General features: G+C 70.1%; 17 protein-coding genes, 6 tRNA genes and 1 pseudogene. 12 read left to right on the top strand and 12 right to left on the bottom strand.

Annotation, left to right across the window (positions count from 1 at the left end; translation table 11 throughout):
- From KUM38_RS39140 to KUM38_RS39130, 3 genes and pseudogenes are all read right to left on the bottom strand, one after another.
- Positions 1–1826 (bottom strand): annotated as a pseudogene (locus tag KUM38_RS39140) (DEAD/DEAH box helicase); the annotation flags it as partial.
- A gap of 251 nt (positions 1827–2077) precedes the next feature.
- The gene (locus KUM38_RS39135) at positions 2078–2626 is read right to left on the bottom strand and encodes a hypothetical protein (protein WP_217136905.1); all 549 of its coding nucleotides are present in this window, start codon (positions 2624–2626) and stop codon (positions 2078–2080) included.
- Between the two features lie 73 nt (positions 2627–2699).
- Positions 2700–3050 (bottom strand): metallopeptidase family protein, encoded by a 351-nt coding sequence (locus KUM38_RS39130; RefSeq protein WP_217136904.1) that lies wholly within the window; start codon positions 3048–3050, stop codon positions 2700–2702.
- A gap of 84 nt (positions 3051–3134) precedes the next feature.
- Between KUM38_RS39130 and KUM38_RS39125 the strand changes: the two genes are divergently transcribed.
- The 7 genes from KUM38_RS39125 to KUM38_RS39095 all read left to right on the top strand — a co-directional run bounded on the left by KUM38_RS39125 (position 3135) and on the right by KUM38_RS39095 (position 9785).
- Complete coding sequence (locus tag KUM38_RS39125) at positions 3135–4712, top strand: metallophosphoesterase (RefSeq protein WP_217136903.1); 1578 nt, start codon at positions 3135–3137, stop codon at positions 4710–4712.
- Between the two features lie 80 nt (positions 4713–4792).
- Positions 4793–4865, top strand: a tRNA-Glu gene (locus tag KUM38_RS39120).
- A 37-nt stretch (positions 4866–4902) separates the two neighbouring features.
- Positions 4903–4977: transfer RNA gene (locus KUM38_RS39115), tRNA-Asp, on the top strand.
- A gap of 24 nt (positions 4978–5001) precedes the next feature.
- A tRNA-Phe gene (locus KUM38_RS39110) sits at positions 5002–5075 on the top strand.
- A gap of 108 nt (positions 5076–5183) precedes the next feature.
- Complete coding sequence (gene hrpA / locus KUM38_RS39105; RefSeq protein WP_217136902.1) at positions 5184–9164, top strand: ATP-dependent RNA helicase HrpA; 3981 nt, start codon at positions 5184–5186, stop codon at positions 9162–9164.
- 119 nt (positions 9165–9283) lie between these two features.
- Positions 9284–9358, top strand: a tRNA-Asp gene (locus KUM38_RS39100).
- A 229-nt stretch (positions 9359–9587) separates the two neighbouring features.
- Positions 9588–9785, top strand: coding sequence for a DUF6274 family protein (locus tag KUM38_RS39095; RefSeq protein ID WP_217136901.1), 198 nt, complete (start codon positions 9588–9590; stop codon positions 9783–9785).
- Positions 9786–10221: 436 nt separating this feature from the next.
- Here KUM38_RS39095 and bldC read toward each other — a convergent pair whose 3' ends face one another.
- Entirely contained in the window at positions 10222–10428 is a 207-nt protein-coding gene (gene bldC / locus KUM38_RS39090; RefSeq protein WP_003949541.1) for a developmental transcriptional regulator BldC, read from the bottom strand.
- A gap of 539 nt (positions 10429–10967) precedes the next feature.
- A complete protein-coding gene (locus KUM38_RS39085; RefSeq protein ID WP_217136900.1) occupies positions 10968–11810 on the bottom strand; it encodes a hypothetical protein in 843 nt (280 codons plus the stop codon).
- Positions 11811–12029: 219 nt separating this feature from the next.
- On the opposite strand from KUM38_RS39085, the gene KUM38_RS39080 reads away from it, so the two are divergent.
- Together KUM38_RS39080 and KUM38_RS39075 are read left to right on the top strand one after the other, a co-directional pair.
- Entirely contained in the window at positions 12030–13118 is a 1089-nt protein-coding gene (locus KUM38_RS39080; RefSeq protein ID WP_217136899.1) for a Glu/Leu/Phe/Val dehydrogenase dimerization domain-containing protein, read from the top strand.
- A gap of 319 nt (positions 13119–13437) precedes the next feature.
- Entirely contained in the window at positions 13438–13686 is a 249-nt protein-coding gene (locus KUM38_RS39075) for a DUF3073 domain-containing protein (RefSeq protein ID WP_073933448.1), read from the top strand.
- Between the two features lie 123 nt (positions 13687–13809).
- On the opposite strand, the gene purM is transcribed toward KUM38_RS39075, so the two are convergent.
- The 7 genes from purM to purS all read right to left on the bottom strand — a co-directional run bounded on the left by purM (position 13810) and on the right by purS (position 21427).
- Positions 13810–14877 carry a phosphoribosylformylglycinamidine cyclo-ligase gene (gene purM / locus KUM38_RS39070; protein ID WP_217136898.1) on the bottom strand — a complete coding sequence of 356 codons (1068 nt, stop codon included), beginning with the start codon at positions 14875–14877 and terminating at the stop codon, positions 13810–13812.
- 33 nt (positions 14878–14910) lie between these two features.
- Positions 14911–16437: an amidophosphoribosyltransferase gene (gene purF / locus KUM38_RS39065; protein ID WP_217136897.1), complete on the bottom strand. Its 1527-nt coding sequence runs from the start codon at positions 16435–16437 to the stop codon at positions 14911–14913.
- Positions 16438–16499: 62 nt separating this feature from the next.
- A complete protein-coding gene (locus tag KUM38_RS39060; RefSeq protein ID WP_217136896.1) occupies positions 16500–17285 on the bottom strand; it encodes an META domain-containing protein in 786 nt (261 codons plus the stop codon).
- Between the two features lie 57 nt (positions 17286–17342).
- Positions 17343–18140, bottom strand: a complete 798-nt coding sequence (locus tag KUM38_RS39055) for a maleylpyruvate isomerase family mycothiol-dependent enzyme (protein ID WP_217136895.1) — start codon at positions 18138–18140, stop codon at positions 17343–17345.
- Between the two features lie 91 nt (positions 18141–18231).
- Positions 18232–20490, bottom strand: coding sequence for a phosphoribosylformylglycinamidine synthase subunit PurL (gene purL, locus KUM38_RS39050; protein ID WP_217136894.1), 2259 nt, complete (start codon positions 20488–20490; stop codon positions 18232–18234).
- Entirely contained in the window at positions 20487–21167 is a 681-nt protein-coding gene (gene purQ / locus KUM38_RS39045) for a phosphoribosylformylglycinamidine synthase subunit PurQ (RefSeq protein ID WP_217136893.1), read from the bottom strand. The genes purL and purQ overlap by 4 nt, the downstream gene beginning before the upstream one ends.
- Entirely contained in the window at positions 21164–21427 is a 264-nt protein-coding gene (purS, locus tag KUM38_RS39040; RefSeq protein WP_006133353.1) for a phosphoribosylformylglycinamidine synthase subunit PurS, read from the bottom strand. Before purS ends, purQ begins: the two co-directional genes overlap by 4 nt.
- Positions 21428–21780: 353 nt before the next feature.
- Between purS and KUM38_RS39035 the strand changes: the two genes are divergently transcribed.
- The 3 genes from KUM38_RS39035 to KUM38_RS39025 all read left to right on the top strand — a co-directional run bounded on the left by KUM38_RS39035 (position 21781) and on the right by KUM38_RS39025 (position 22459).
- Positions 21781–22098 (top strand): Lsr2 family protein, encoded by a 318-nt coding sequence (locus tag KUM38_RS39035; RefSeq protein WP_217136914.1) that lies wholly within the window; start codon positions 21781–21783, stop codon positions 22096–22098.
- A 136-nt stretch (positions 22099–22234) separates the two neighbouring features.
- Positions 22235–22306: transfer RNA gene (locus KUM38_RS39030), tRNA-Gly, on the top strand.
- 80 nt (positions 22307–22386) lie between these two features.
- Positions 22387–22459, top strand: a tRNA-Gly gene (locus KUM38_RS39025).
- Positions 22460–22484 lie beyond the last annotated feature (25 nt).

The following is a 22484-nucleotide window of genomic DNA, read 5'->3' as shown; positions in this document are numbered from 1 at the left end:
CCACCGCGGTCGTCACGACGCTCGAAGGAACGCCCACCACGGTCGTCACGACGCTCGAAGGAACGCCCACCACGGTCGTCACGACGGTCGTCCCGGCGGTCGTCCCGGCGGAAGCCGCCACGGTCGTCACGGCGGTCACCACGGTCACGGTTGAAGCCACCGCGGTCGTCACGACGCTCGAAGGAACGCCCACCACGGTCGTCACGACGCTCGAAGGAACGCCCACCACGGTCGTCACGACGGTCGTCCCGGCGCTCGCGCCGCTCGTACGGCGCCGGTGCCTCCGTACGCTCCACGCGCTCGGTCCGCTCGACGTCCCGCGCGGTCGGCTGCTCCGGCAGCGAAACCTCGGCCTCGGCCGCCTCGGCCGCCTCGGCGACCACCGTCTCGACGTCCTCGCCCCGCTCCCGCGCGACCCGGGCCAGCAGCCGGTCGGCCTCCTCGCGCAGCTCGGAGGCGCGGCGCTGGGCCCGCTCCAGCTCCTTGGTGAGCTGGGCGACCTCACGCTCGGCCTGCTGCGCCGCGTTGCCGGCCGACTCGGCCTGCACCTCGGTCATCGACCGGGCGCCGGTGATCTCGGCGACCTCCGGCTCGAAGGCCGCGCCGCCCTGGATGATGTGGCGCGTGGCGTCGACGCCCGCGTCCTCCATCAGCCGGAAGATCTGGCGCCGCTGGTGCGGCAGGGACAGGGAGACGACGGTGCCGGTGCGGCCGGCGCGCGCCGTGCGGCCCGCGCGGTGCAGGTAGTCCTTGTGGTCGCCGGCCGGGTCCACGTTGAGGACCAGGTCGATGCCGTCGACGTGGATGCCGCGCGCGGCGACGTCGGTGGCGACCAGGACGTTGACGTAGCCGTCCTTGAAGTCGGCCAGGGTGCGCGTGCGCGCGCCCTGCGTCATGCCGCCGTGCAGCGCGTCCGCCTTCACACCGGCGTCACGCAGCTGCTCGGCGACGCGGTCGGCGCCCAGCTGGGTGCGGACGAAGATGATGGTGCGGCCCTTGCGGGAGGCGATGGCCGCGGTGACCGGCGCCTTGTCCTTCGGCTTCACGACGAGGATGTGGTGCGACATGGTCGTCACCGCGCCCTGCGCCGCGTCGACCTCGTGCGTCGCCGGGTCGTTGAGGTACCGGTCGACGAGGGTCTTGATCTCGTTCTCCATGGTCGCGGAGAACAGCATCCGCTGGCCGCCCGCCGGGACCTGGTCGAGCAGTTCGGTGACCTCGGGCAGGAAGCCCAGGTCGGACATCTGGTCGGCCTCGTCGAGGACGGTGATCTGCACGTTCTCCAGGGAGCACGCGCCGCGGTTGATGATGTCGCGCAGTCGGCCGGGCGTGGCGACCAGGATGTCGACGCCGCGCTCCAGGGCGTAGATCTGGTTGCCCATGGACGTACCGCCGCAGACGACCTTCATCTTCAGGCCGAGGACGTCCCCGTACGGCTGGAGCGCGTCGGCGACCTGCATGGCCAGCTCACGCGTCGGCGTCAGGATGACGGCGCGCGGCTTGTGCTTCTCGGTCCGGCCGCCGGCCAGCGTGGCCAGGGTCGGCAGACCGAAGGAGAGGGTCTTGCCGGAGCCGGTGCGGCCACGGCCGAGGATGTCCTTGCCGGCCAGGGCGTCCGGGACGGTCGCGGCCTGGATCGGGAAGGGGGTGGTCACGCCGTTCTGCGCGAGCTTGCGCACGACGCCCTCGGGCAGGCCGAGGTCGGCGAAGGTGATCTCGGGGGCCGCCGCCTCGGTGGTGACGTCGGTGTCGGTGGCCTCGATGTTGATGTCGGTGGCCTCGATGTTCTCGGGCACGACGACGTGATCAGTACTGGCGATGGGCATACGAATGCGAAACCTTCCGGAGTCTCTTCGGCACGCGCCCGTCAACTCCGTGATTCGCAGTTCGCAATTACGACCGCCTCGATGCGGTCCACCACGGCAAGGGAGAGAGTACGCGCCACACGGCGCGCTCTGCAGTGGCGCCGGGCAAATAGGATCAAACGATCTGCCACCATACGCACCCAGGACCCCTGAAAGCAAACCAGCAGGTGAGCGCGGGGTCCGGCGGGCGGGGAAGCGCTGGAGATGAGGTCTTAGACCGGCTCCCCCGCTTCCGGCGCCGGCTCCCGCTGCTCCAACTGCGTCTCGGGCGGCTGGTGCGCCGACGAGGACGGCTCCGCCTGCGTCGGCTCCGGTGTGACCGACGGCTCGGGCGGCGTCGGCGAGGGCTGCGGATCCGGTGTCCGCGAGGGCTCCGGGGGAACGGGCCGGTCGTCCGGGGTCGGTTTCGCGGGCCCGCCCGGCCCGCCGTCGGCCGGCGCGGACCGGCTCGCCCCCGCGGACGGCGAGGTCTCGGCGGACGCCGCCTTCCCCGCCCCGCCCTTCTTCCCCTTGCCCTTGCGCCCCTTGTCCCCGCCCTTGCCGTCACCGCGCGGCCCGTCGGCCGACGCGGCGCCGTACCCGGCACCGTCGCCCGACACCGCGGCGCCCCCGTCCGGCGCCTCACCGCCCGGCCTCCCCGCGGAGTGCGACGGTCCGGCGTTCCCGCCCGCACCGTCCTCACCCACACTCATGCAGCCGGCGGCGGCGGCGACGGCCACGACCGTGGCGGCCAGGCGGACGGGTACGTACAAGCGGCGCACGGGGCCACCTCCGGTTGGAGTACAGGGTCAACAACCCCAACTCCCACCACCCTCAAGAAGACACGCGTACGGCCTATCCGTAGCCGAGCGCGTGCAGCCGGGCGTCGTCGATCCCGAAGTGGTGCGCGATCTCGTGCACCACGGTGATCTCCGTCTCGGCGACGACGTCCTCCCGGGACTCGCACATCCGCAGCGTCGGCCCCCGGTAGATGGTGATCCGGTCCGGCAGCACCCCCGCGTACCACTCGCCCCGCTCCGTCAGCGGAGTCCCCTCGTACACCCCGAGCAGCTCCGGATCGTCCGCCGGCGGTTCGTCCTCGACGAACACCGCGACGTTGTCCATCAGCCGCGTCAGCTCCGGCGGAATCCGGTCCAGCGCCTCGGAGACCAGCTCCTCGAACATCTCGCGCGTCATCTCCAGCACGAAGCCATTGTCGGGTACGAGCCGTCCGTACGAGTTGCGCGCGGGCCCCGCATATCCGGCCACCGACTTGGGCATACGGGACCAATGGCCCGCGTCCCCTCCGCCGTCCTGAACGCCCTCCCTCGTCCTCCCCGGGTCCCGCGGGCCCCCACCCGCCGCCGGCGCCCCCGTCGGCCCACCACCGCGACGCTCGCCCTCACCCCGCAGCCGCGGCCCTGGGCGCGCGCGGCCGGCCTCGTCGCCGTGGTCGTCCTCGGCGCCTGGCTCGGCCTGCTGATCGTCGGCAACGTCCGGGTCCCCGTGGGCCCCATGAACACCACCATGACCCTGCGCCCCTCCGTCACCGGCGGCACGAAGATCAACATCTCTCCCCTGGGCGCCCTCCAGCTCGACAGCCACATCGCCCCCGTCCGCCTGGACGTCAACGTCGACCAGCTCGACCCCGAGCGCTCCCAGGCCCTGGTCGACCACCCCGAACGCCTCTCCGGCCTCCAGGACGAGGTCACCCGGGACATCACCCACGGCACCGCCGACCTCGCCGTACGCTCCTGCGTCGCCGTCGTCACCGGCGCCACCGCCCTCGGCCTCGCCGTCTACCGCCGCCCCCGCCGCGCCCTCGCCGCCGGCGGCCTCGCCCTCGGCCTGCTGGCCGCGTCCGGCGGCACGGCGTACGCCACCTGGAACCCCGACTCCGTCCTGGAACCCAGGTTCTCCGGCCTGCTCTCCTCCGCCCCGTCCCTGGTCGGCGACGCGCGCAGCATCGTCACGGAGTTCGACGTCTACCAGAAGGAGCTGGCGCGCCTGGTCACCAACGTGACCAAGCTCTACGACGCCACCTCCACCCTCCCCGCCTACCAGCCCGACCCGACCACCCTGCGCGTCCTGCACGTCTCCGACATCCACCTCAACCCGGCCAGCTGGAAGATCATCGCCTCGCTGGTGGAGCAGTACCGGGTGGACGTGATCGTCGACTCGGGCGACACGATGGACCACGGCACCGCCGCCGAGAACGGCTTCCTGGACCCCATCGAGGACCTGGGCGCCCCCTACGTCTGGGTCCGCGGCAACCACGACTCGCTCGTCACCCAGCGCTACCTCGCCGGCATGAAGAACGTCCACGTCCTCGACGACGGCAGGGCGAAGACCATCGCCGGGCTGCGCTTCGCCGGCATCGGGGATCCGCAGTTCACCCCCGACCGCTCGCAGAGGACCGGGGCCGAGCAGTCCCAGGAGCTGGCGGGCGCCCGGCTCGCCTCCGCCCTGCGCGACCAGCGGGCCGCCGGCACCCCGGTGGACGTGGCGGTCGTCCACGAGCCGTCGGCGGCACGCGAGGTCGACGGCACCGTGCCGCTGGTGCTGGCCGGTCACATCCACCACGAGGAGACGGAGGTCATGCGGTACGGCACCCGGCTGCGCGTCGAGGGCTCCACCGGCGGCAGCGGCCTGCGCGCCATCGAGGGGAAGTACCCGGACCCGATCGAGACGTCGATCCTCTACTTCGACCGCGACACCCGCCGCCTCCAGGCCTGGGACTCGATCGAACTGGGCGGCCTCGGCCTCACCACGGCGGAGGTCAGCCGCCACCTCCCGAAGGAGAACCAGCCGGGCGCGAGCACCTCCCCGTCCCCCTCCTCCGGCACCTCCTCGACGCCCGCGCCGTAAACCGTTTTGGCGAACCCTCCCGCCATCCCATATGCTTCTCACGTCCCCGACGCGCTGAGAAGCGCCCAGGCGGGCCGATAGCCCTCATCGTCTAGCGGCCTAGGACGCCGCCCTTTCAAGGCGGTAGCACGGGTTCGAATCCCGTTGGGGGCACGCACCACCCTGTGCGACACTGTCGTACGACACGCTTGGTCCTGTGGAGCAGTTTGGAGTGCTCGCCACCCTGTCAAGGTGGAGGCCGCGGGTTCAAATCCCGTCAGGACCGCTGGTGTTTCACGTGAAACACCTCGGCTGGGTAGCTCAGTTGGTACGAGCGATCGCCTGAAAAGCGATAGGTCGCCGGTTCGACCCCGGCCCCAGCCACAGCAAAGGCCCCGATCCTCGATCGGGGCCTTGTTGTGTGCCCCAGCACATGCACCCCGGCAAAATCATTGGCCGCGAATTTTCGCGGGATGAGATCCTGGAGTCCGTATGTCTACGCACTCTGCCCCCGTTCTCGGTTCCCTCGCCTCCCGCCTCACCGAGCTGTCGCTGCGCGACGCGCATCGGCTCGGGCGCAGGCTCGAGGGCGCACGCAAGATCCGCAAGCCGGAGGCCCGCGCCGCCGTGCTCACCGAGATCGAGGCGGAGGTCGCCGCGTCCGAGGAGCGGATGGCGGGGCGGCGCACCCGGGTGCCGGCGGTCACGTATCCCGAGCAGTTGCCCGTCAGTCAGAAGAAGGACGCGATCGCCGAGGCGATCCGTGATCACCAGGTGGTGATCGTCGCGGGTGAGACCGGGTCCGGCAAGACCACGCAGATCCCGAAGATCTGCGTGGAGCTGGGCCGGGGTGTCCGGGGCATGATCGGGCACACGCAGCCCCGCCGGATCGCCGCGCGTACGGTCGCGGAGCGGGTGGCGGAGGAGCTGGACACGCCGCTGGGTGAGGCCGTGGGCTGGAAGGTCCGCTTCACCGACCAGGTGAATCCGGACGCCACGTTCATCAAGCTGATGACGGACGGCATCCTGCTCGCGGAGATCCAGACCGACCGTGAGCTGCGCGCCTACGACACGATCATCATCGACGAGGCGCACGAGCGGTCGCTCAACATCGACTTCCTGCTCGGTTACCTCGCCCAGCTGCTGCCGAAGCGCCCGGACCTCAAGGTCGTCATCACGTCGGCGACCATCGACCCGGAGCGTTTCTCCCGGCACTTCGGGGACGCGCCGATCATCGAGGTCAGCGGGCGCACGTATCCGGTGGAGGTGCGGTACCGGCCGCTGCTGGAGGAGGACTCCGAGGACGCCGACCGGGACCAGATCACCGCGATCACGGACGCCGTCGAGGAGCTGATGGCGGAGGGACCGGGCGACATCCTGGTGTTCCTCTCCGGTGAGCGGGAGATCCGGGACACGGCGGACGCGCTCACGAAGAAGCGGTACCGGTCGACGGAGGTGCTGCCGCTGTACGCGCGGCTGTCGCACGCCGAGCAGCACCGGGTGTTCCAGCAGCACAGCGGCCGCCGGATCGTGCTGGCGACGAACGTGGCCGAGACGTCCCTGACCGTGCCGGGCATCAAGTACGTCATCGACCCCGGGTTCGCCCGCATCTCCCGCTACAGCCACCGCACCAAGGTGCAGCGGCTGCCGATCGAGCCGGTCTCGCAGGCCAGCGCCAACCAGCGCAAGGGCCGCTGCGGCCGTACGTCGGACGGTGTCTGCATCCGGCTGTACAGCGAGGACGACTTCCTGGCCCGTCCGGAGTTCACGGACGCGGAGATCCTGCGCACCAACCTCGCCTCGGTCATCCTGCAGATGACGGCGGCCGGCCTGGGTGAGATCGAGAAGTTCCCGTTCATCGACCCGCCGGACCACCGCAACATCCGCGACGGCGTGCAGCTGCTCCAGGAGCTGGGCGCGCTCGACGCGGCGCAGAAGGATCCCCGCAAGCGGCTGACGCAGACGGGGCGGAAGCTGGCGCAGCTGCCGGTGGACCCGCGGCTGGCCCGCATGGTGCTGGAGGCGGACAAGAACGGCTGTGTCCGCGAGGTGATGGTCATCGCCGCCGCGCTGTCCATCCAGGATCCGCGGGAGCGGCCCGCCGACAAGCAGACGCAGGCCGATCAGCAGCACGCCCGGTTCCGGGACGAGTCCAGCGACTTCCTCGCGTACCTCAACCTGTGGCGGTACGTCCGCGAGCAGCAGAAGGAGCGCGGTTCGTCGTCGTTCCGCCGGATGTGCAAGCAGGAGTACCTGAACTTCCTGCGGATCCGCGAGTGGCAGGACATCTACACGCAGCTGCGCACGGTCGCCAAGCAGATGGGCATCCACCTCAACGAGGAGGACGCCGCCGACGACCGCATCCACGTCTCCCTGCTGGCCGGTCTGCTGTCGCACATCGGCATGAAGGACGTGAAGGAGTCCAAGGACTCCGGTCCGGGCACCGGCCGCAAGGACGGCGGGCGCAACGAGTACCTGGGCGCGCGGAACGCCAAGTTCGCGATCTTCCCGGGCTCGGCGCTGTTCAAGAAGCCGCCGCGGTTCGTGATGTCGGCCGAGCTGGTGGAGACGTCCCGGCTGTGGGCGCGGGTCAACGCGAAGATCGAGCCGGAGTGGGTGGAGCCGCTCGCGGAGCACCTGCTCAAGCGCACGTACAGCGAGCCGCACTGGGAGAAGGACCAGGCGGCCGTGATGGCGTACGAGAAGGTGACGCTGTACGGCGTGCCGATCGTGGCGCAGCGCAAGGTGAACTACGGCCGGATCGACCCGGAGGTCTCCCGGGAGCTGTTCATCCGCAACGCGCTGGTCGAGGGCGACTGGCGGACGCACCACAAGTTCTACGCCGACAACCGGCGGCTGCTGACCGAGGTCGAGGAGCTGGAGCACCGCGCCCGGCGCCGGGACATCATGGTCGACGACGAGACCCTGTTCGACTTCTACGACCAGCGGATCCCCGAACACGTGGTGTCGGGGGCGCACTTCGACTCGTGGTGGAAGCACAAGCGGCACGAGCAGCCGGACTTCCTCGACTTCGAGCGGGAGATGCTGATCCGTGAGTCGGCGGAGGCGGTCACCAAGGCGGACTACCCCGACTCGTGGCGGCAGGGGCCGCTCAAGTTCCGGGTCACGTACCAGTTCGAGCCGGGTGCGGACGCCGACGGTGTGACGGTCCACGTTCCGCTCCAGGTCCTGAACCAGGTGACGGACGAGGGGTTCGACTGGCAGATTCCGGGGCTGCGCGAGGAGGTCGTCACGGAGTTGATCCGTTCGCTCCCCAAGCCGATCCGGCGCAACTACGTGCCGGCGCCGAACTACGCGAAGGCGTTCCTGGAGCGTGCGGTCCCCCTGCAGGAGCCGCTGACCGTGACGATGGCCCGTGAGCTGAAGCGGATGGTCGGAGTGCCCTTCGAGGCGGAGGACTTCGACTGGTCCCGCGTTCCGGACCACTTGAAGGTGACGTTCCGGATCGTTGACGAGCGGCGCCGCAAGATCGCCGAGGACAAGGACCTGGAGGCGCTCAGGCTCAGGCTGCGGCCGAAGGCCCGCAAGGCGCTGTCGCAGGCGGCCGCCGCCACGGCGCAGCGTGAGGGCGGCGAGTCCCTGGAGCGCAAGGGGCTGACGGACTGGACGATCGGTTCGCTCACCCGCGTGTTCGAGACCCGGCGTGCCGGTCAGCCGGTGAAGGCGTACCCGGCGCTGGTCGACGACGGTGACACGGTGTCGGTCCGGTTGTTCGACACGGAGGCCGAGCAGGCGGAGGCGATGTGGAAGGGCACGCGCCGGCTGATCCTGCTGGGGATCCCGGTGAACCCCGCGAAGTTCGCGTCCGAGAAGCTGACGAACGCGCAGAAGCTGGCGCTGTCCGCCAATCCGCACGGTTCGGTGCAGGCCCTGTTCGACGACTGCGCGACGGCCGCGGCGGACAAGCTGATCGCCGACTTCGGCGGGCCGGTGTGGGACGAGGAGTCCTACCGGAAGCTGTACGACAAGGTCCGCGCGGAGATCGTCGACACGACGGTCCGCGCGGTGGACCAGGTGCAGCAGGTGCTGGCGGCGTGGCAGGCCTGTGAGCGCCGTCTGAAGGGCGTACGGAGCCCCGCGCTGCTGCCGAACCTCCAGGACGTACGGGGACAGCTGGACGGGCTCGTGCGGCCCGGTTTCGTGACCGAGGCCGGGCTGCGGCGGCTGCCGGACCTGATGCGCTATCTGGTGGCCGCGGACCGGCGCCTGCAGCAGATGCCGGCGAACGTGCAGCGGGACACCACGCGCATGGAGAAGGTCCATGAGATGCGGGACGAGTACGCGTGGCTGCTGGAGCAGCTGCCGCAGGGGCGGCCGGTGCCGCGGCAGGTGCTGGACATCCGCTGGATGATCGAGGAGCTGCGGGTCAGCTATTTCGCCCACGCGCTCGGTACGGCGTACCCCGTGTCGGACAAGCGGATCGTGAAGGCGATCGACGCGGTGGTGCCGTGACGGACCCCGCACACAGGGTGAGTTCGACCAGGAGGCTCCACCTCCTGTAGAGTCCTTCTCGCAGCGCAACGAGGGCGGAATCCAATAGGCGACTCCGCCGCGTGAGCGCCGCGAAACCTGGTCCTGTGGAGCAGTTTGGAGTGCTCGCCACCCTGTCAAGGTGGAGGCCGCGGGTTCAAATCCCGTCAGGACCGCAGTTATCGGAAGGCCCGCGTCCCGCGAGGGACGCGGGCCTTCCGCATGAGGACACCACCCCGCGGGAGACCGCGGGCCGTTCTCACGACAGGAGCCCGGGTCTTCGGCCCCGGGCTCCTTCGCTCGTGCGGGGCGCTGTGCGGCCCTCTGCCGTCTTGACGGGCCCACCCGTCCCTCGGTACTCCAGGAAGCAGGGCACCGCTCCGTGTGCCCACCTGGAGGTGGCGTATGGCGGCATCGGCTGGGCACGAGACACGGGCGCTGCTCCGTGCGCATCTGTCGGCCGCGTCGTCGTACCGGCACCTCACCCGCCACTGCCCGATCTGCCACCGCCTCCTGCGGCTGGCGATGGAATCCGCGCCCCGCCCCTCGGACGCCTCCCGGCCCGCCGGGGAACAACCCGGCCCCAACGCCCGTTCTCTTTAGCGCATATGCCACGGGCTCAACAAGCCGACTGGTATGTGACGGGTGTCACTGCATGAGTTTTGGGAAGTGCTGCACTTACACCTCTCCTACAACAGGTCAATTTAATATGTGCAATTGCACCACTCGGAGAGGTGCTCGCCGGCCGGCACACAGGTGATCCCCCAACCGTCCCCAGAGTCCGACAAGCCCGCGCACAGGGCGCCCCCGGACCCCCGCCCGAGCCGGCCCTGCCCCCCATGGGCGCACAAAAAAGATCGCGCTGGACCCGGCGGAGTCCAGCGCGATCGACGACGCACCCTTGTTCAGTTGCCTGGAAAGCTCTGATCAGCTTGGGCGAGGGGCCTGTTGGGGCAGTCCCCGCGTCGCTTGGAGCCAGGGTTCCCGGGCGTCTCGGCCGGTGGGGGACCAGCCGGTTGTGCCCGGTTCATGCGGTTGTTCAGGCCTCGCTGCGCTGCTGCGGAATGCCCGCGAGCAGTGCGCGGACCTCGGCTTCGCGGTAGCGGCGGTGCCCGCCGAGCGTGCGGATCGACGTGAGCTTGCCTGCCTTCGCCCAGCGCGTGACCGTCTTCGGGTCGACGCGGAACATGGTGGCGACCTCAGCCGGGGTCAGCAGCGGCTCGGCATCAGGGGTGCGAGCGGTCATGAGCGGCCTCCTCGGGAGAACCGAACCTTCTCGGTTCTTTCCTCTAAATTCTGCACCTTGACCCGCGTTGCCCGAAATGGCGGACGCGAGTCGAGTCGGTTATAGGACGAACGGCTTGTCCTCGGCACTACAACTACACCATCTGTCCAGCCACGTCGGCCAAACCGATGGAATTGCCCTCCCAGGTGTTCATCAGCCGCGGAAGCCGATGGACCGTGCCATAGCGGACAGTCACGCCGCTGTGACGATCAGTCACAGCAGCGATCAGGAGTCACCAGACCCCCCAAAGCATGCATTGCCGAGATTCCGCCCATAGTCGAGCACATCAGGACGGAGGAGTCCTCGCCGGACTCCTTGTCCTATTTTGGCATGAGGGCGGGCAAGCGGCGCAAGGGCCACGTAAGTGCGGTCCGTCACGCTTGACGCGCTTGGGACATACGCCCGGATCGACGCCTACGTCCGTTCCCGGGCCCGCGCTGACGGAACCTCAGACACCCCAGAGCGAAGACGAAACCCCAAGAACGGCGTTTGGTCAAACGTCAGTTCGCCGAGCGCAGGTCGCGAACCGAACGCCAGCGCTCCACGAGGCGCCCGTAGGCCTCCCCGGCGCCCTCCTCGTCGCCCCGGCGCAGCGCGGCGATCCCTTCGGCCACGTCCGCCGCCGAGTGGTCGCCCTCGAGCGTGCCGGCCGGCAGGGCGTGCACCAGTCCGCCGTAGTCGAGTTCGACCAGTGAGCGCGGATGGAACTCCTCCAGCCAGCGCCCGACGTCCACGAGGCCGTCGATCAGCAGGCTCTCGTCCACGGCGTCCCGCAGCGCCCGCAGCCCCCGCGCCACCCGCCGGCGGGCCTGGACCATCGGGGTCCGGTAGCGCAGGACGGGCGCCTCGTCGGCGGAGCCCTTGCCGTACTCCCGCTCGTCGTCCGCGAACAGCACGAACCAGTTGATCGGCACCTGCCAGGTCGCGGTGCGGATCCACGGCCGGGCGTCGGGGTGGTCGGCCAGCCAGCGCTCGTAGTCCCGGGTCGCCTGGTGGCGTACGACCGGGGGCAGGAGGGCGTCCAGGACCGGCAGCGGGAAGTCCTCGGCGAGCTCGCCCAGGGCCTGCCAGCCGCGCAGCCGGGTGCGCCAGGGGCAGACGCAGACCACGCCGCCGACCTCCAGCACGAACGCGTCGTCACTCTCGTGCACCGGCACCGGCACCGGCGGGGTGGGCGCGAGGTCGGCCAGGGCCCGGCGGAGTTCGTCCTGGTAGGAGGGGCGGTCCGGGCGGCGGGCGTAACGGGCCCAGTGGCCGCGTTCCGGTTCCGGGAAGGCGGCCAGCGGTTCGTACACGCGCAAGTAGGTCGCGTAGGGGACGATCACCGAGGACACCTTGGGCACGCCTGCTCCCTCCCCCGAGGACCGCCGCGAAAACCTGTCCGGCCCCCGCCCGGACGGGTGGGAAACCGCGCAAATCGACGCACGGCGGTACTCCGGACGGAGGTGATCCGGGACACGGTGCCGCCGGTGGGCGCACGAGGATCTAATCTCGTGCCACAGTCCCCGCCACCTCTACGGGGGCCGACCCCACCCGCCGCTACTTACTCAGGAGTCACCACAGTGACCGACGTATCTGACGGCGTCCTGCACACCCTGTTCCGCTCGGACCAGGGGGGCCATGAGCAAGTCGTGCTCTGTCAGGACCGTGCCACCGGCCTCAAGGCCGTCATCGCCATCCACTCCACCGCGCTGGGCCCCGCCCTCGGCGGTACGCGCTTCTACCCGTACGCCTCCGAGGAGGAGGCCGTCGCCGACGCGCTGAACCTCGCGCGCGGGATGTCGTACAAGAACGCCATGGCCGGGCTCGACCACGGCGGTGGCAAGGCCGTGATCATCGGCGACCCGGAGCGGATCAAGTCCGAGGAGCTGCTGCTGGCCTACGGCCGGTTCGTGGCCTCGCTCGGCGGCCGGTACGTCACCGCCTGCGACGTCGGCACCTACGTCGCCGACATGGACGTCGTGGCCCGCGAGTGCCGCTGGACCACCGGCCGCTCCCCGGAGAACGGCGGCGCGGGCGACTCGTCCGTGCTCACCTCCTTCGGCGTCTACCAGGGCATGCGGGCCGCCGCCCAGCACCTGTGGGGCGACCCCTCGCTGCGCGACCGCAAGGTCGGTGTCGCGGGCGTCGGCAAGGTCGGCCACCACCTGGTGGAGCACCTGCGCGCCGAGGGCGCCGAGGTCGTGATCACCGACGTGCGCGAGGACGCCGTGCGGCGGATCCTCGACCGGCACCCCCAGGGCGTGTCCGCCGTCGCCGACACCGAGGCGCTGATCCGCACCGAGGGCCTGGACATCTACGCCCCGTGCGCGCTCGGCGGGGCGCTGAACGACGACAGCGTGCCGGTGCTGACCGCCAAGGTGGTCTGCGGCGCCGCCAACAACCAGCTCGCCCACCCGGGTGTGGAGAAGGACCTCGCCGACCGCGGGATCCTCTACGCGCCGGACTACGTGGTGAACGCCGGCGGTGTCATCCAGGTCGCCGACGAGCTGCACGGCTTCGACTTCGACCGGTGCAAGGCGAAGGCGTCCAAGATCTTCGACACCACGCTCGCCATATTCGCACGTGCGAAGGAGGACGGGATTCCGCCGGCCGCCGCGGCCGACCGGATCGCCGAGCAGCGGATGGCGGAGGCGCGCCCGGCGCGATGAGGCGTGCGCGGGCGGCCCGGCACGGGGCGTCTTTCGCACAAATGAGCGGTACCCGCCGGAGGGCACTTGGAGAGAACTCTCACTTCTCCCGGCGGGTCGACCGTCGATAAGTGGTTAAAATCGCGGTTGACCAGCGAGGACGGGGCGCCTCGAAGGTTCTGGGCACGGGCACGTCATGCGGGCGACGTACCGTATGGGCGCGGGCTCAGGTACCGTGGAAGCCCTACGGACCGGACTCTCCGCGGAGAGTCCGTTCTGGACCATGAACGCGTGTCAAGACTCTGGGGCCGTCGAGCCCCGTCGTTGAGGGGGTCGAGCCATGGGGCGCGGCCGGGCCAAGGCCAAGCAGACGAAGGTCGCCCGCCAGCTGAAGTACAACAGCGGTGGGACTGATCTCTCCCGCCTGGCCGAGGAGCTGGGCGCATCGCCTTCGAACCAGCCACCGAATGGTGAGCATTTCGAGGACGATGAGCAAGACGACGACCTGTACGCACGGTACGCCGACCTCTATGAGGACGACGACGAGGACGAGGACGGCCCGTCCTCGCAACAGCGTCGCGGCGCTTGACCTTGCGCTGAACACCAGCCCGGTCGGTGACTCCGGTCACCGACCGGGTTTAGTGCTGCCTCGGCAGCCCTCACGGTTCGGTGTGCTGTCCGCGCGTTCACCGCGCGGACAGCACACCGTCGCTCACTTCGCGTAGTCACCGACGAGGGCCGCGCCCGTGGCGTGCTCGCCGCGGTCGGTGATCTCACCGGCCACCCAGGCGTCCACCCCGCGGTCGGCCAGCGTCGCCAGCGCCACGTCGACGGACTCCTGCGGCACGATCGCGATCATGCCGACGCCCATGTTCAGCGTCTTCTCCAGCTCCAGCCGCTCGACCGAACCGGTCCGGCCGACCAGGTCGAACACCGGCGCGGGGGTCCAGGTGGAGCGGTCGACGACCGCGTGCAGTCCGTCGGGGATCACACGGGCCAGGTTGGCCGCGAGGCCGCCGCCGGTGACGTGGCTGAACGCGTGCACCTCGGTGGTGCGGATCAGGGCCAGGCAGTCCAGCGAGTAGATCTTGGTGGGCTCCAGGAGCTCCTCGCCGAGGGTGCGGCCCAGCTCGTCGATCCGGCCGTCCAGGGCGAGTCCCGCCCGGTCCAGCAGCACGTGGCGGACGAGGGAGTAGCCGTTGGAGTGAAGCCCGGAGGACGCCATGGCGATCACCGCGTCACCCGTACGGATACGGTCCGCGCCGAGCAGCCGGTCGGCCTCCACGACGCCCGTACCGGCCCCGGCGACGTCGAAGTCGTCCGGACCCAGCAGACCGGGGTGTTCGGCCGTCTCACCGCCGACCAGGGCGCATCCGGCCAGCACACAGCCCTCCGCGATGCCCTTGACGATCGCGGCGACGCGCTCGGGGTGGACCTTGCCGACACAGATGTAGTCGGTCATGAACAGCGGCTCGGCGCCGCACACCACGATGTCGTCCATGACCATGGCGACCAGGTCGTGGCCGATGGTGTCGTACACGCCCAGCTGCCGCGCGATGTCGACCTTGGTGCCGACGCCGTCCGTGGCGGAGGCGAGCAGGGGCCGCTCGTAGTTCTTCAGGGCGGAGGCGTCGAAGAGGCCGGCGAAGCCGCCGAGGCCACCGAGGACCTCGGGGCGCCGCGTCTTCCTCACCCACTCCTTCATGAGCTCGACGGCGCGGTCGCCCGCCTCGATGTCGACGCCCGCCGCTGCGTAGCTGGCACCAGTGTTCTGGGACATGACTGTGAGAGCTTTCGTGTCGTCCGTCAGGGCTTACGGGCGGCGGATCGCGTCGACCGCGGCCGTGGCGGCGGTGCCGGCGGCCAGCTCGGTCTCCAGGAGCTGCTTGCCGAGGAGCTCGGGGTCGGGCAGCTCCATCGGGTACTCGCCGTCGAAGCAGGCGCGGCACAGGTTCGGCTTGGCGATGGTGGTCGCCTCGATCATGCCGTCGAGGGAGATGTACGCCAGGGAGTCGGCGCCCAGCGAGGTGCCGATCTCGTCGACGGTCATGCCGTTGGCGATGAGCTCGGCGCGGGTGGCGAAGTCGATGCCGAAGAAGCAGGGCCACTTCACGGGCGGCGAGGAGATCCGGATGTGGACCTCGGCGGCGCCCGCCTCACGGAGCATCCGGACCAGGGCCCGCTGGGTGTTGCCGCGCACGATCGAGTCGTCGACGACGACCAGGCGCTTGCCCTTGATGACTTCCTTGAGCGGGTTCAGCTTCAGGCGGATGCCGAGCTGCCGGATGGTCTGCGAGGGCTGGATGAACGTACGTCCGACGTACGCGTTCTTGACCAGGCCGGCGCCGAAGGGGATGCCGGACGCCTCCGCGTAGCCGATGGCGGCCGGAGTACCGGACTCCGGGGTCGCTATGACCAGGTCGGCCTCGGCCGGGGCCTCCTTCGCGAGGCGGCGGCCCATCTCGACCCGTGAGAGGTACACGTTCCGGCCGGCGATGTCGGTGTCCGGGCGGGCCAGGTACACGTACTCGAAGACACAGCCCTTGGGCTTCGCTTCCGCGAACCGGGAGGTGCGCAGCCCGTTCTGGTCGATGGCGATGAACTCGCCCGGCTCGATCTCGCGCACGAAGCTCGCGCCGCAGATGTCGAGGGCGGCGGACTCGGAGGCGACGACCCAGCCGCGCTCCAGACGGCCGAGGACCAGCGGGCGGATGCCCTGCGGGTCGCGGGCCGCGTACAGGGTGTTCTCGTCCATGAAGACGAGGCTGAAGGCGCCCCTGACCTTGGGGAGGACCACGTGCGCGGCCTGCTCCACGGTCACCGGTTCGCCGTCGGCGGCGCGCTGGCCGGCCAGCAGGGCGGTGATCAGGTCGGTGTCGTTGGTGGCCGCCACCTTGGGGGCGCGGCCGTTCTCCTTGGGGAGTTCGGCGACCATCTCGGCGAGCTGCGCCGTGTTGACCAGGTTGCCGTTGTGGCCGAGCGCGATGGATCCGTGCGCGGTGGCGCGGAACGTCGGCTGGGCGTTCTCCCACACGGAGGCGCCGGTGGTCGAGTAGCGGGCGTGTCCGACCGCGATATGACCCTGGAGCGAACCGAGAGAGGTCTCGTCGAAGACCTGGGAAACGAGGCCCATGTCCTTGAAGACGAGGATCTGGGAGCCGTTGCTGACCGCGATACCCGCGGATTCCTGGCCCCGATGCTGGAGGGCGTAGAGCCCGAAGTACGTGAGCTTGGCGACCTCTTCGCCCGGAGCCCAGACACCGAAGACGCCGCAAGCGTCCTGGGGGCCCTTCTCGCCGGGGAGCAGGTCGTGGTTGAGTCGTCCGTCACCACGTGGCACGCCACCGAGTGTAGGCGAGATCGACCACTGGTCCGAATGCGGGATATGCCCCCGGCTGTGGATCAGCGTTGTGCGACGGCCCGGACACGGGTGCCGTTTTCGCTGGTCAGCGTGAGGGTTCGACCTTCGATCGCGTAGTCCACGGTGCCGGCGAACAGCTTCGTCAGCGCCTTCTCGGCGTCCATGAGTGAGTCTTCGCACATCATTCGGGTCAGGGACGGCACCCCGAGGGTGATATGGCCGTCGCGCACGGTGGCGTCGGCGTTCACGTGGTTGCAGCCGAGGCGGCCGGCGACGGTGCCCTCCTCCTCGTCGAAGGTGAGGTGGGCGCGGCCGTCCACGGCAGGAGTGGTGACGGTCCACTTGGTGCCGTGCAGCGGGGCGTCCTTCCCCTTGCTGAGGCGGACGGTGTCGCCGGTGTCGGTGGTGAGGGTGAGGCGGTCGTCGTTCACGTCGGACTTCAGAGCGCTGTCGGAGAGGGTGCGGGAGAGGGCCCGTTCGACGTCCATGGGCTTGTCGTCGCAGGCCATCTCGGTGGACGCGGTGTCGCCGAGCGTGATCCGGTCGCCGTCGACGGCGGCGTCGGCGCTGAAGGTGTTGCAGCCGTAGCTGCCCTCGGCCCGGCCGCTGCCGTCGAGGGTGAGGTGCGCTCCGTCGGGGGCGCGGTGGGTGGTGCCGTCGACGGTGACGCTGTCGATGGTCCAGCGGGTGCCGGTGACCTGTTCCTCCGCCTTCGCGGTGCCGCTTCCGGCGCCCGCCTGCTCGCTGCCACAGGCCGCCGCGAGCGGGACGACGAGCACGGCGACGGCCGTCAGGGTCATGCGCTGCTTGTGCTTCTGCCTGTACATGCCGATTCGACGAGGCGTGTGAGGGACTGGTTCCCTTTCTCGGCTTCTCGGCGGACCTCACCGCATCAGCGGCAGGTAGGGCGCCAGGTCCGCCCTTTCCCCGCTCGCGCCGACCCTGGCGTCGGCCACGGCGTCCTGCCAGGCCGTCCGCCCGGTGGCCAGCCGGATCCAGGTCAGCGGGTCGGTCTCGACGACGTTCGGCGGGGTGCCCCGGGTGTGCCTCGGCCCCTCCACGCACTGCACGACCGCGTACGGCGGGATCCGCACCTCCGTCGAGCCGCCGGGGGCCTTTGCGGCGAGCGCGTCGGCCAGCAGCCGGGTGCAGGCGGCGAGGGCCTGACGGTCGTACGGGACGTCGAGGCCGGGCACGGCGGCGTTCAGGTCGTCGGTGTGGACGACGAGCTCGACGGTGCGGGTGACCAGGTAGTCGGCGAGGGCGATGGCGCCGGTCCGGGTGGCGAGGAGACGGGTGCCCGGGGCGTCGGCGAGGCGCTCGGTGAGACGCTGCTCGGTACGGGCGTAGAGGGCGTCGAGGTCGGCGTTCGCGCCGGCCAGTGCGCGGGTGTCGTCGGCGATGCCGCTCGCCCGGGCGGCGGTGGCGAAGGGCCAGTCGAGGAGGGCCAGCTCGGCCTTGGGGGGTGCCTCGCGGTCGAGGTTGCGGCTGACCGTCTCCACCGCCATGGTCACGTGCGCGGCCAGCTCCCGTACGGTCCAGTCGCCGAGCCGGGTCGGCAGCGCGAGCTGCTCGGGGGTGAGGGTGCGCACGGCCGCCCGTACGTTCCCGAACTGCGCCAGCACGGCGGCGCGGGTCTTGGCGGGGTCATAGGAACGGGCGCGCTTCTTGGCCGGGGGCATGGCGGCAGCCTATGCGGGAGGGCCGTACGCCGAAGCCCCCGCCCGGTGGACCGGGTGGGGGCTTCGTTCCCGTGCGGGAAGGGCGGAGGGGTCAGGCCAGCAGGGCCGGGATCGTGGCCTCGTGGGTCTCCCGCAGCTCGGCCAGGGTGAGCGTGAACTCGCCCTGGAGTTCCACCGTGTCGCCGTCGACGACGCCGACGCGGGTGGCCGGGAGGCCGCGCGCGCCGCACATGTCGTTGAAGCGGACCTCCTCCGAGCGCGGCACCGCGACGATCGCGCGGCCCGCCGACTCGGAGAACAGGAAGGTGAAGGCGTCGAGCCCGTCGGGGACGACCAGACGCGCGCCCTTCTGCCCCAGCAGCGCCGACTCGACCACGGCCTGGATCAGTCCGCCGTCCGACAGGTCGTGCGCGGAGTCGATCATGCCGTCGCGGGAGGCGGAGATCAGGATCTCGGCGAGGAGGCGCTCACGCTCCAGGTCGACCTTCGGGGGCAGGCCGCCGAGGTGGTCGTGGACGACCTGGGACCAGGCCGAGCCGCCGAACTCCTCACGCGTGTCGCCGAGGAGGTACAGCAGCTGGCCGTCCTCCTGGAAGGCGACCGGCGTGCGGCGGGCCACGTCGTCGATGACGCCCAGCACGGCCACCACGGGCGTGGGGTGGATGGCCGCCTCGCCCGTCTGGTTGTAGAGCGAGACGTTGCCGCCGGTCACCGGGGTGCCGAGCTGCCGGCAGCCGTCCGCGAGACCGCGCACGGCCTCCGCGAACTGCCACATGACGGCCGGGTCCTCGGGCGAGCCGAAGTTCAGGCAGTCGGAGACCGCGAGGGGCTTGGCGCCGGTCGTGGCGACGTTGCGGTACGCCTCCGCGAGGGCCAGCTGCGCGCCCGCGTACGGGTCGAGCTTGGCGTACCGGCCGTTGCCGTCGGTGGCGATCGCCACGCCGAGGCCGGACGCCTCGTCGATGCGGATCATGCCGGAGTCCTCGGGCTGGGCGAGGACGGTGTTGCCCTGCACGAAGTGGTCGTACTGCTGGGTGATCCACTGCTTGGAGGCCTGGTTGGGCGAGCCCACCAGCTTCAGGACCTGGTCCTTCAGCTCCTCGGACGTCCCCGGGCGCGGCAGCTTGTTCGCGTCGTCCGCCTGGAGCTCGTCCTGCCAGGAGGGTCGGGCGTACGGGCGCTCGTACGTCGGGCCCTCGTGGGCGACCGTGCGCGGGTCGACGTCGACGATCTTGCCGCCGTGCCAGAAGATCTCCAGGCGGTCGCCGTCGGTCACCTCGCCGATGACGGTGGCGATGACGTCCCACTTGTCGCAGATCTCGAGGAAGCGGTCGACCTTGTCGGGCTCGACGACCGCGCACATGCGTTCCTGCGACTCGCTCATGAGGATTTCCTCGGGAGACAGGGTCGAGTCGCGCAGGGGGACGTCGTCCAGGGTGACGCGCATGCCGCCGGAGCCGTTGGAGGCCAGCTCGGACGTGGCGCAGGACAGGCCCGCCGCGCCGAGGTCCTGGATGCCGACGACCAGCTTCTCCTTGAACGCCTCCAGGGTGCACTCGATGAGGAGCTTCTCCTGGAAGGGGTCGCCGACCTGGACGGCGGGGCGCTTCGACGGCTTGGCGTCGTCGAAGGTCTCGGAGGCCAGGATGGAGGCGCCGCCGATGCCGTCGCCGCCGGTCCGGGCGCCGTACAGGATGACCTTGTTGCCCGCGCCGGACGCCTTCGCGAGGTGGATGTCCTCGTGCCGCATGACGCCGATGGCACCGGCGTTGACCAGCGGGTTGCCCTGGTAGCAGGCGTCGAAGACGACCTCGCCGCCGATGTTGGGCAGGCCCAGGCAGTTGCCGTAGCCGCCGATGCCGGCGACGACGCCCGGCAGGACGCGCTTGGTGTCGGGGTGGTCCGCGGCGCCGAAGCGCAGCGGGTCCACGACCGCGACCGGGCGGGCGCCCATCGCGATGATGTCGCGGACGATGCCGCCCACGCCCGTCGCCGCGCCCTGGTAGGGCTCGACGTACGAGGGGTGGTTGTGCGACTCGACCTTGAAGGTGACCGCGTAGCCCTGGCCGACGTCGACGACACCGGCGTTCTCGCCGATGCCGACGAGCAGGGCGTCGCTCTCGGGGGCCTTCTCGCCGAACTGGCGGAGGTGGACCTTGGAGGACTTGTACGAGCAGTGCTCGGACCACATGACGGAGTACATGGCGAGCTCGGCGCCGGTCGGGCGGCGGCCGAGGATCTCCACCACCCGCTCGTACTCGTCCTTCTTCAGGCCCAGCTCGGCCCAGGGCAGCTCGACGTCGGGGGTCGCGGCCGCGTGCTCGACCGTGTCCAGAGGCGTCCGGCTCATGCGTTGACCAGCTTCTTGAGGATCGAGGTGAAGAACGGGAGGCCGTCGGTGCGGCCGGTGCCGATCAGCGGCTCGACGGCGTGCTCGGGGTGCGGCATCAGGCCGACGACGTTGCCCGCCGCGTTGGTGATGCCGGCGATGTCGTTGAGCGAGCCGTTGGGGTTGACGTCCAGGTAGCGGAAGGCGACGCGGCCCTCCGCCTCCAGCTCGTCCAGCGTCCGCCGGTCGGCCACGTAGCGGCCGTCCATGTTCTTCAGCGGGATGTGGATCTCCTGGCCGGCCGTGTAGTCGGTGGTCCAGGCGGTGTCCGTGTTCTCCACCCGCAGCTTCTGGTCGCGGCAGATGAAGTGCAGGTGGTCGTTGCCCAGCATGCCGCCGGGGAGCAGGTGCGCCTCGGTGAGGATCTGGAAGCCGTTGCAGATGCCGAGGACGGGCAGGCCCGCCTTGGCCTGGTCGATGACGGTGTCCATCACCGGCGAGAAGCGCGCGATGGCGCCGGCGCGCAGATAGTCGCCGTACGAGAAACCGCCGCAGAGCACCACGGCGTCGACCTGCTTGAGGTCCTTGTCCTTGTGCCAGAGGGCGACGGGTTCGGCACCGGCGACGCGGATCGCGCGCTGGGTGTCCCGGTCGTCCAGGCTGCCCGGGAAAGTGACGACGCCAATACGAGCGGTCACTTCGCGGCCTCCGCGACTTCCTCGACCCGTACGGTGAAGTCCTCGATCACGGTGTTGGCGAGGAAGGATTCCGCAAGATCGTGGATACGGGCGAGCGCGGCCTCGTCGACCGGCCCGTCAACTTCCAGTTCGAATCGCTTTCCCTGACGGACGTCCGAGATCCCCTCGAAACCCAGTCGCGGCAGTGCGCGCTGCACCGCCTGGCCCTGGGGGTCGAGGATCTCCGGCTTGAGCATGACGTCGACTACGACGCGTGCCACTGGCACTCCCGGTGTGTGGTGCTGAGCAGGTTCCTTCAGACTACCCGCACAAAATTTCTACGCGAGTAGAGTTGGAGGAATCTACGTGACCGTCATCACGATTCGGCATCGCGAAGAGGCGTCAGGGAAAAGATCCGGGAAAGATCTCCGTTTGTCCGCACATCCCTATTGCGCCCCGGACACGCGGACAGATTTAGTCGGGCTTCACAATGCATTGCCGGGCACTGTACAAATGAATTGTCATTAGCAGATACTTTGCCCGATTACAGGCGGACAGCCGACATCTCGGCGATGTCCCGGCACGTCATCACGGACGTCCGGACGAGAGGTGTCGCATGAAGGGACCGATATTCGTGGCGCAGAAGGTCGTGGTCACGCTCTTTGACGACATCGACGGCTCGGAAGCGGCGGAAACGATCGCCTTCGGACTGGACGGCAAGTCGTACGAGATCGACCTCAATGAAACCAATGCCAGGAAACTGCGTGCGGCCCTCGAGCCCTACGTGGACGCCGGCCGCAAGCGGTCGCGGTCCGGCAAGGCGTACCGGCAGACGGAGGTCGCCCCGGACCCGGCTGCCGTGCGCGCCTGGGCACAGGCGAACCGGATGGACGTCCCCGCGCGCGGGCGGATCCCCAAGAAGGTCTACGAGGCGTTCACCGCGGCGCAGTGAGCCGGCCGGGTGACCCGCCTCGACGGCCGGTCACCCGTCCCTCGCGGCAACCGACTTGCGCAGCACCCCTGCTGATCAGCTAGAGTCTGGAGCACGCCGAGGGGCAAGGCCGAAAGGCCCGGCCCACGGAGTACTTGCGGGTGTAGTTCAGTAGCAGAACATCCTCCTTCCAGGAGGAAGGCGCAGTGTGCAATTCCTGTCACCCGCTCTGCACCGCCGTACCGGGCATCCTTGTGGATCAGGTAGGCTGGTGCCCGCGCCGATCGGTGAGAGCCGGTCGGAGGCAATGCGGACGTAGCTCAGTTGGTAGAGCGCAACCTTGCCAAGGTTGAGGTCGCGAGTTCGAGCCTCGTCGTCCGCTCTGTGATCAAAGGCCCCGGTCATCG

The sequence above is a fragment of the Streptomyces sp. AC558_RSS880 genome (genome assembly GCF_019049255.1).
In the GTDB taxonomy this organism is placed as follows: Bacteria; Actinomycetota; Actinomycetes; order Streptomycetales; family Streptomycetaceae; genus Streptomyces.
This window is presented reverse-complemented; position numbering and strand designations above follow the sequence as displayed.